The organism is Actinomadura hibisca NBRC 15177, assembly GCF_001552635.1.
GTDB lineage: Bacteria > Actinomycetota > Actinomycetes > Streptosporangiales > Streptosporangiaceae > Spirillospora > Spirillospora hibisca.
On the sequence record NZ_BCRO01000126.1, the window covers coordinates 1 to 7,696 of the forward strand.

Annotated in this window: 8 protein-coding genes; 4 read left to right on the top strand and 4 right to left on the bottom strand. The window is 73.0% G+C overall.

The genetic code is table 11. From position 1 onward, the window contains the following. Nucleotides 1-158: 158 nt before the first annotated feature. Nucleotides 159-392 (top strand): hypothetical protein, encoded by a 234-nt coding sequence (locus AH6_RS39805; protein WP_067491252.1) that lies wholly within the window; start codon nt 159-161, stop codon nt 390-392. Here the strand turns inward: AH6_RS39805 and AH6_RS39810 are convergent, their stop codons facing one another. After that, nucleotides 393-971: a Uma2 family endonuclease gene (locus AH6_RS39810; RefSeq protein ID WP_067491254.1), complete on the bottom strand. Its 579-nt coding sequence runs from the start codon at nt 969-971 to the stop codon at nt 393-395. 189 nt (nt 972-1,160) lie between these two features. On the opposite strand from AH6_RS39810, the gene AH6_RS39815 reads away from it, so the two are divergent. Beyond that, on the top strand, nt 1,161-2,288 hold the full coding sequence (locus tag AH6_RS39815) for an acyl-CoA dehydrogenase family protein (protein WP_067491256.1): 1,128 nt from the start codon (nt 1,161-1,163) through the stop codon (nt 2,286-2,288). Here the strand turns inward: AH6_RS39815 and AH6_RS44450 are convergent. Then, a complete protein-coding gene (locus AH6_RS44450; protein WP_157432016.1) occupies nt 2,285-3,847 on the bottom strand; it encodes a serine/threonine-protein kinase in 1,563 nt (520 codons plus the stop codon). The two genes, AH6_RS39815 and AH6_RS44450, sit on opposite strands and share 4 nt — an antisense overlap. A 102-nt stretch (nt 3,848-3,949) precedes the next feature. Here AH6_RS44450 and AH6_RS39825 point away from each other — a divergent pair, with 102 nt between their 5' ends. Beyond that, the gene (locus AH6_RS39825; RefSeq protein WP_067491260.1) at nt 3,950-4,963 is read left to right on the top strand and encodes an ADP-ribosylglycohydrolase family protein; all 1,014 of its coding nucleotides are present in this window, start codon (nt 3,950-3,952) and stop codon (nt 4,961-4,963) included. On the opposite strand, the gene AH6_RS39830 is transcribed toward AH6_RS39825, so the two are convergent. Beyond that, nucleotides 4,934-5,377, bottom strand: a complete 444-nt coding sequence (locus AH6_RS39830; RefSeq protein ID WP_067491262.1) for a TIGR03668 family PPOX class F420-dependent oxidoreductase — start codon at nt 5,375-5,377, stop codon at nt 4,934-4,936. The two genes, AH6_RS39825 and AH6_RS39830, sit on opposite strands and share 30 nt — an antisense overlap. A gap of 12 nt (nt 5,378-5,389) precedes the next feature. Continuing rightward, nucleotides 5,390-6,562: an MFS transporter gene (locus tag AH6_RS39835; protein WP_067491264.1), complete on the bottom strand. Its 1,173-nt coding sequence runs from the start codon at nt 6,560-6,562 to the stop codon at nt 5,390-5,392. A 73-nt stretch (nt 6,563-6,635) separates the two neighbouring features. On the opposite strand from AH6_RS39835, the gene AH6_RS39840 reads away from it, so the two are divergent. Next, the gene (locus AH6_RS39840; RefSeq protein ID WP_218006035.1) at nt 6,636-7,655 is read left to right on the top strand and encodes an ROK family transcriptional regulator; all 1,020 of its coding nucleotides are present in this window, start codon (nt 6,636-6,638) and stop codon (nt 7,653-7,655) included. Nucleotides 7,656-7,696: the final 41 nt, after the last annotated feature.

Consider the following 7,696-nt stretch of genomic DNA (forward strand, 5'->3'; position numbering starts at 1 on the left):
CCCCGGTGGCCGGGGGTGTCGGTCAGGTTCGGGCACGGGGCTGGGCTTGCTGGTCTGGTGCGGGGCGAGAGAGCACTCCCACCCCTCCACCCCACAGATGAACGCCAATCGTCCCCCCGGACTGATACGAAGGCGTCCTCAAGGGGAATGGCCTCTTCATGACCGAAGAACGTGGTGATGTGCAAGCCCTGACCGACTTCGAGTTGCTCGTCTACGAGGCCGTCGCCGAGATCGACAAGGATGGCGGGGCCGCCGACATCGAGGCCCTCAAGGCGCAGATCGACCGGCCCGAGGAAGACCTCTGGGCCGCCCTGAGCAGGCTGGTGTCGGCCGGGCACCTGCACTCGACGGCCAAGGGCTACGTCCTCGGGCCCCACGACTGGTCCGCCTGATCAGGTGAATCTGCTCGTGTCCAGCTCGAACCCCAAGGGCTTGGGCAGGGCGAGCCTGTTCCCGAAATCGGCGGTCTCAACGGTCTCGTAGGCCCCCTCCTCCGGGTCCGAGAAGAGGGTCACCGTCTTCTTGTCCCGGTCGGCCAGCAGGTAGAAGGGGATCTCGGCCTGCGCATAGTTGCGCCGCTTGACCAACCGGTCGTGCTCAGGCCGGGACGAGGTGACCTCCAGGACCAGCAGGACCCCGTCGGACGGCATCCACGAGGGTGCGTCATTGAACAGGTCCAGGTCAGCGGGCGCGAAGGTGCCGTCCGGGATGACGCGGTTGTCGGGCACGCCGTCGGGACCTGGTGTGATCAGGCCCTTGTTGCCGGAGAAGTCAAGGTCGATCGCTCCTTCGCCGAGCAGCTGCTTGACGATCAGACCGATGATTTTCTCATGGTTGCCCAAGGGGGGTGGGGTCACGACGATCTCTCCGTCGATCAGCTCGGCGCGGAAGCCCTCAGGGACACCGAGGGCGAGGAAACCTTCCAGGAGGATGTCTTCCTCCACGTACCGGTCATGAGCCATGGCAGTCATGCCCTGCTCCTTCCTCGTCACGACGAGAATAGACGCAGGGTGTCACCTTTCGCCTACAGATCGCGTTCAACGGAGATGCCTTTCCAGGGTACGGCGCAGATCCCTCAAGGGCGATGACCGGGATGGCGGACACGACACCCCGTTCGGCATAATGACCTACCAAGCAAGCGTCAGGTTGGGAGGTCCCGGATGCAGCTCGTCGCCACCGAGGAGCAGGAGGAACTACGCGCCGCGCTGCGGCGGTTCTTCGCCGAGCGTTCGGCCGGTGCCGAGGTCCGACGCCTCATGGCCTCCGGTGACGGCTATGACCCCAAGGTCTGGGAGCTCATGGCCGGGCAGCTCGGCCTCCAGGGCATGGCCGTTCCCGAGGAGTACGGCGGGGCCGGGTTCGGTGTCCGCGAGCTCGGTGTCGTCTTCGAGGAGATGGGGCGCGCCCTCGTCTGCTCCCCCTACCTCGCCACCGTCATGGCCGCCGCCGCCCTCAGCGCCTCATCCGACGAGGACGCCAAGCGCGATCTCCTGCCCGGGATCGCCAGCGGCGAGGTCATCGCCACCCTCGCCTGGAGCGAGGACGGGCGCTGGGGCCTTGACGACGTCGCCATGCAAGCCACCCGCCACGAGGACGGCTGGCAGCTCACCGGCACCAAGTCCTACGTGCTCGACGGCCACCTCGCCGACCTCCTCCTCATCGCCGCCCGCCTCAACGGCCAGGTCGCCCTCTTCGCCGTCGACGGCAACGCGCCAGGACTCTCCCGCCACTCCCTCCCCACTCTCGACCAGACCCGCAAGCTCGCCCGCCTCGACCTCGCCAACGTCCCCGCCCGCCCCGTCGCCGACCGCGCCGCCCTCGCCCGCGCCCTCGACGTCGGTCTCGTCGCCCTCGCCGCCGAGCAGGCCGGCGGCGCGCAGCGCGTCCTCGACATGACCGTCGAGTACCTCAAGGTCCGCAAGCAGTTCGGCCGTCCCATCGGCGGTTTCCAGGCCGTCAAGCACCGCTGCGCCGACATGTTCGTCCAGGTCGAGTCCGCCCGCTCCGCCGTCCTCCACGCCGCCCTCGTCGCCGACGAGAGTCCCGGCGAGTTGCCCGCCGCCGCCGCGCTCGCCAAGTCCTACTGCTCCGACGCCTACTTCCACGTCGCCGGTGAGGGCATCCAGCTCCACGGCGGCATCGGCTTCACCTGGGAACACGACGCCCACCTCTACTTCAAGCGCGCCAAGTCCTCCCAGGAGCTCTTCGGCTCCCCCGACGAGCACCGGCGGCGGCTCGCCCGGCTCGTCGGCATCTCGGCCGACGACGCCCAGGCCGTCAGCCCCTAGACCTCCGCCACCGAGAAGTCGTCGAAGACCGCCTCGGTGTTCGGCGCGTCCGGCTGCGGGCGGCTCACCAGCAGGCCCGAGATCCCCGATGTCTCCTGCACCGGCAGCGCCTCGTTCACCGTGTACTCCGCCGCCTTCCGGCCATCGACCCACAACGCCAGGCGCTCCCGCGAGCACAACGCCTGCAAGCGCACGCTCCGCGACCCCGGCGCCGTCGTCGTCCGGTCCGCCAGCACCGCCGACCACCCCGCCGAGTTCCGCACGATTTTCACCCGACCGTCGCGCGCCATCTGGAACTCGTAGGAGACCAGTCCGTCCGCGGTCGACTTGCCCCAGCAGAACACGCCCGCCGCCGCCTGCCCCGCGCCGCCCTTGATCTGCGCCGTCACGCTGACGAGCTGGCGTTGCGGCAGCAGCGGCAGGGCGCTCGACCACGCCGTGTACGCCAGGTACTTCCCGAACGTCGCCAGGTTGTACGCCCCGCCCTTGTAGTTCGAGTGCGGCACGTTCGTCCACCCCGAACCCGGGTTGTCGAAGCCATCGGGCGGGACGGCGTAGCGCGTCACCGGCGGCGGTGTCAGCAGCGGGCGCGGCGCCGCCTCCTCCGCGCTCGCCCACGTGTACGCCCCCGCGCCCGTCAGCACGGCCAGCACCAGCGCCAGCGACATCCGGCGCGACGGCGCGCGCCGCTTCCGCGCCGCCGCCAGCCGCTCCACCACCAGCTCGGTGTCGGCGTGCGTCCGGCCCAGCAGTTCGGTCAGCACCTGCTCGGCGGTCGGGCGGTTGGCCGGGTTCTTCGCCAGCGTCCGGGCGACGACGCGGCGCAACGAGTCGCCCAGGCCGTCGAGCTGCGGCGGCTCGTGCAGGATGCGGTGCATCACCTGCGCGATGTTCTCGCCGGTGAACGGGCCCTGGCCGGTCGCCGCGAACACCACCACGCAGCCCCAGCAGAACATGTCCGACGCCGGGGTCACCGGCTCGTGCCGCAACACCTCCGGCGCCATGTAGGCGGGCGTCCCCATCGCCGTGCCGGTCCGGGTGAGCTGGGTGTCGACGTCCACCGAGCGGGCCACCCCGAAGTCGATCACGCGCGGGCCCAGCGGGGACAGCAGCACGTTGGCCGGTTTCAGGTCGCGGTGCACGATCCCGGCCGCGTGGATCGCCGACAGCGCCGTCGCCACGCCCACCGCCAGGGCCTCCACGTCGCCGTCGCGCAGCGGGCCGTCGGCGCGCACCGCCTCGACCAGGTTCGGGCCGGGCACGTACTCGGTCACCACGTAGAGGGGGTCCTCGGTCACGTGCGCGTCCAGGACGGCGGCGGTGCAGAAGCGCCGCACCCGCCGGGCCGCCTCCGCCTCGCGCCGGAACCGCTCGCGGAACGCCTCGTCGTGCGCGAGGTCGGGGTTGATGACCTTCACCGCGACGCGCCGCCCGGTGGTGTCCTCGGCCAGGTAGACGGTGCCCATGCCGCCCTGGCCCAGCTTGCCCAGCAGCCGGTAGGGGCCGAGGCGCGGCGGGTCCACCGCCGTGAGCGGGCGCGGCGGACGATGCTCCGACATGGTCACGACGGTCGTCCTCCGAGCATGGGAGTCTCAAGGAAACGACACCGCACGGCGTTCTGGCAAGGGGCGGCTGCGGCCGGTCAGCGGCACAATGGCGACATGAGTGCCGGTATGAGTGCGAAGCGCCGGGCGACGGGGTCGATGTTCGGGCTGGCGTACGGGGACGCGCTCGGCGCGCCCACCGAGTTCCTCGACATGAGGCAGATCCGCAAGCGGTTCGGTTTCGACGGCCCCCGGGACCTGGGCGCGGCCCTGGTCACCGACGACACGCAGATGGGCCTGGCCGTCGCCGAGGCCCTGATCGACGCCCTCGGCAACCCGCCGTTCACGCCCGACCTCGTCACGCCGATGTGGCGGCGGCGCTTCATCGACTGGATGCGCAGCCCCGACAACAACCGCGCGCCCGGTGCGACCTGCATGCGCGCCGTGGCGGGACTGGACGCCGGGGTCAAATGGGTGAACGCCACGCAGATCGGCTCCAAGGGGTGCGGCGCGAACATGCGCGTCACGCCCGTCGGCCTCGTGCCCGGCCTGACGGACGAGCAGCGCGCCGGTGCCGCGCAGTTGCAGGCCGCGATGACGCACGGGCACCCCACGGGCCTCGCCGCCAGCGACCTGACGACGTTCACGGTGTGGTGGCTGCGCGAGGGCATGGCCCCCGGCGACCTGCCCGGCGCGCTCCGGGCGCGCTGCCACGAGCAGCGCGCCGTCTACCACGAGCGCTGGCTCGGCTCCCTGTGGCAGCGCGCCCACGACAAGAGTCCGGAGGAGTTCATCGCGCGCGGCTGGGACGAGTGCCTGGGCGTGCTCGACCGCCTGGACGCCGCGCTGGCCCACCCGCGACGCGAGAGCGACCCGTGCGACAGCACCGGGGCCGGATGGATCGCCGAGGAGGCGTTCGCGACCGGCCTGCTCTGCTTCCTCTACTTCCCCGACGATCCCGTCAGCGCGATCTGGCGCGGCGCGGCCAGCTCGGGCGACTCCGACTCGATCGCCTGCCTGGCGGGAGCCTTCGCCGGGGCGCACCTGGGCATGGACGCCTGGCCCGCCGAGTGGGCCGGGCGCATCGAGTACGCCGACCGGCTAGAGCGCGTCGGGGCCGCCTGGGACTGACGCCGCCCAGCCCGCCCACCCGTCGATCACGATCTCGATGACCGGGCCGTCGGGCCGCCGCTCCCGGTACTGCGGGTAGCGGGCCGCCAGCAGGTCGATCGGCCCGGCGGTGCGGGCGGGTTCGTCGACGACGTGCGCGTGACCGTCCACCCGCACCCACCACAGACGGTCCCAGTCGTCCTCGTAGTGGTCGGCCAGCAGCGTCACGCGCGGGTTGGCGCGGATGTTGGCCAGCCGCTTCAGGTCGCGGCCGCTCTTGGGCTTGTGGTCGACCGCGATGTAGACGCTGCCGCGCGCCACCGCGAACGTCACCGGCACCAGGTGCGGGCGGCCGTGCTCGTCGGCGGTGGCGAGCCGCGCGACCGGGACCGACGCCAGCCGGTCCCGGGCCTCGTCCGGCGGGAGCCTGGGCATGGGGGAAGCCTGTCATGATCCCGTCGGGACGGCCACGGCCGGTTCGGCGGCAACGGCGGCGGGCTTCGGGCGCAGCGCCCCGGCGGTCAGCGCCATCAGCAGCGCCACCCCCGTGATCAGCGCGAACGCGGCCGGGTAGGACAGCGCCCCGGCCGTCCAGCCGGTCACGGCGGGCGCGGTCAGCCCGGACAGGTAGGTGATCGTCGCGACGCCCGCCACGCCCTCCCCCGGCGTCGGCCCGGCGTCGCCCGCCGCCGCGAACACCAGCGGCACGATCGTCGCCGTCCCGACGCCCAGCAGCGCGAAGCCGGTGACGCCCAGCGCGGGCGTGCGGGCCAGCACGACCAGGACGCCGCCGGTCACCGCCAGCGCGCCGCCGCACCGCACCACCGGCACCGGGCCGAAGCGCGCCACCAGCCGGTCCCCGGCCAGCCGCGTCACCGCCATGCACAACATGAACAGGGTGTAGCTGGCGGCGGCCACGCCCGGTCCCGCGTGCGCCACCTTGGTCAGGTAGACCGCCGCCCAGTTGGCGCTGGCCCCTTCGGCGAAGGTGCCGCAGAAGCCGACCAGGCCGATCGCGGCGATGGCGCGGCCGGGCAGGGCGAAGCGGCGCGGCGGCGAGCCCTGCCGGTCGGCGGGCGCGTCGGCCAGCAGGCCGCGCCCGGCGTACAGGCCGACGAGCAGCAGCGCCAGCGACACCGCGCCCAGGTGCAGGCGGGCGTCCACGCGGGCCTGGGCCGCCAGCACGCCGACACCTCCGGCGAGCAGGCTGCCCACGCACCACATCCCGTGCAGGCCGGAGATGATCGGGCGGCGCAGGTGCCGTTCGACGGTGACGCCGTGGGCGTTCATCACCACGTCGCACATCCCGGCCGTCGCGCCGTACAGCAACATCACCGCCAGCAGCGGCGGCAGGGCCGGGGCCAGGGCGGGCAGGAGCAGCAGCGAGCACCACAACGCCAGCAGCAGCCGGGTCGCGACGCGACTGCCGACGCGGTAGGCGAGGCGGCTCGCCATCGGCATCCCGGCGAACGCGCCGACCGACGGGCACAGCAGCACCAGCCCGAGCACGCCGGGGCTGAGGTCGAGACGGTCCTGGAGCCAGGGCAGGCGGGTCGCCAGCGAGCCGGAGACCGCGCCGTGCACGGCGAACACGGCGGCGATGGAGCGATGGGGGGTCATGGCCGCATAAATTAACAGGAAGGGTTCCTGATGGAAAGAGCATCAGGCAGGAACCCTGACTAATATGGCGGCCGTGAAGACCGCCACCCCCACCCTGGCCCGCGCGATCAACGACCGGCTCGCCCTGGACCTGCTGCTGGACCAGGGCCCGCTGACCGCGCCGCAGTTGCGCACGCTGACGGGGCTGTCGCGGCCCACGGTGTCGGACCTCGTCGAGCGGCTGCGCGCGGGCGGGCTGATCGAGGTGGCGGGCGAGACGGGCGGCGACCGGCGCGGCCCCAACGCGCGCCTGTACGGGATCGTCGCCGGCCGCGCCCACCTGGCCGGAGTGGACGTGCGGCGCAACGCCGTGCACGTGTCGGTCGCGAACATCGCCGGGACGCAGGTGGCGGAGCTGTCACGTCCCCTGCCCGCCTCCCCCGACCTCGCCGCGTTCATCGCCGACGCCGTCACCGAGGCGGCGGGCGGCCGCGCGCTGCACACCGTCGTCACGGGCGCGCCCGGTCTGGTCCACCCCGCGACGGGCCTGGCCACCGACAGCGGCGTGCCGGGCTGGCGCACCGACCTGCGCGACGCGCTCGGCGCGCGCCTCGGCGTGCCGGTGGTGCTGGAGAACGAGGTCAACCTCGCCGCCGTCGCCGAGCACCGGGCGGGCGCGGCGGCCGGGCGCGGCGACTTCGTCCTGCTGTGGCTGGACGACGGCATCGGCGCGGGCGTCGTGCTGGACGGGCGGCTGCGGCGCGGCGCGTCCGGCGGCGCGGGCGAGGTCGGGCTGCTGCGCTTCTACGACACCGACTTCTGCCACATGGTCGAGACCGGCTACATCGACGACCTGCCCGCCGCCACGGTCGCCGACCGGATAGTGGAAGGCGTGTTCTCGCTGGTCGCGGTACTGGACCCGGGGCTGGTGGTGCTCGGCGGGCGCACCGGGCGCGAGGGCGGCGACGAGCTGGCGGCGCTCGTCGCCGAACGCCTGGCCGCGCTGTCGCCCGCCCCCACCGAGGTGCGGCCCAGCGTGGTCGAGGGCGACGCGATCCTGCGCGGCGCGGTGCTGACCGCCCTCGACCTCACCCGCGACGCCGTCTACGGCTAGCCAGTGTTTCCTGAAGTCCCGGCCCAGGGGGCTCGCCTGGC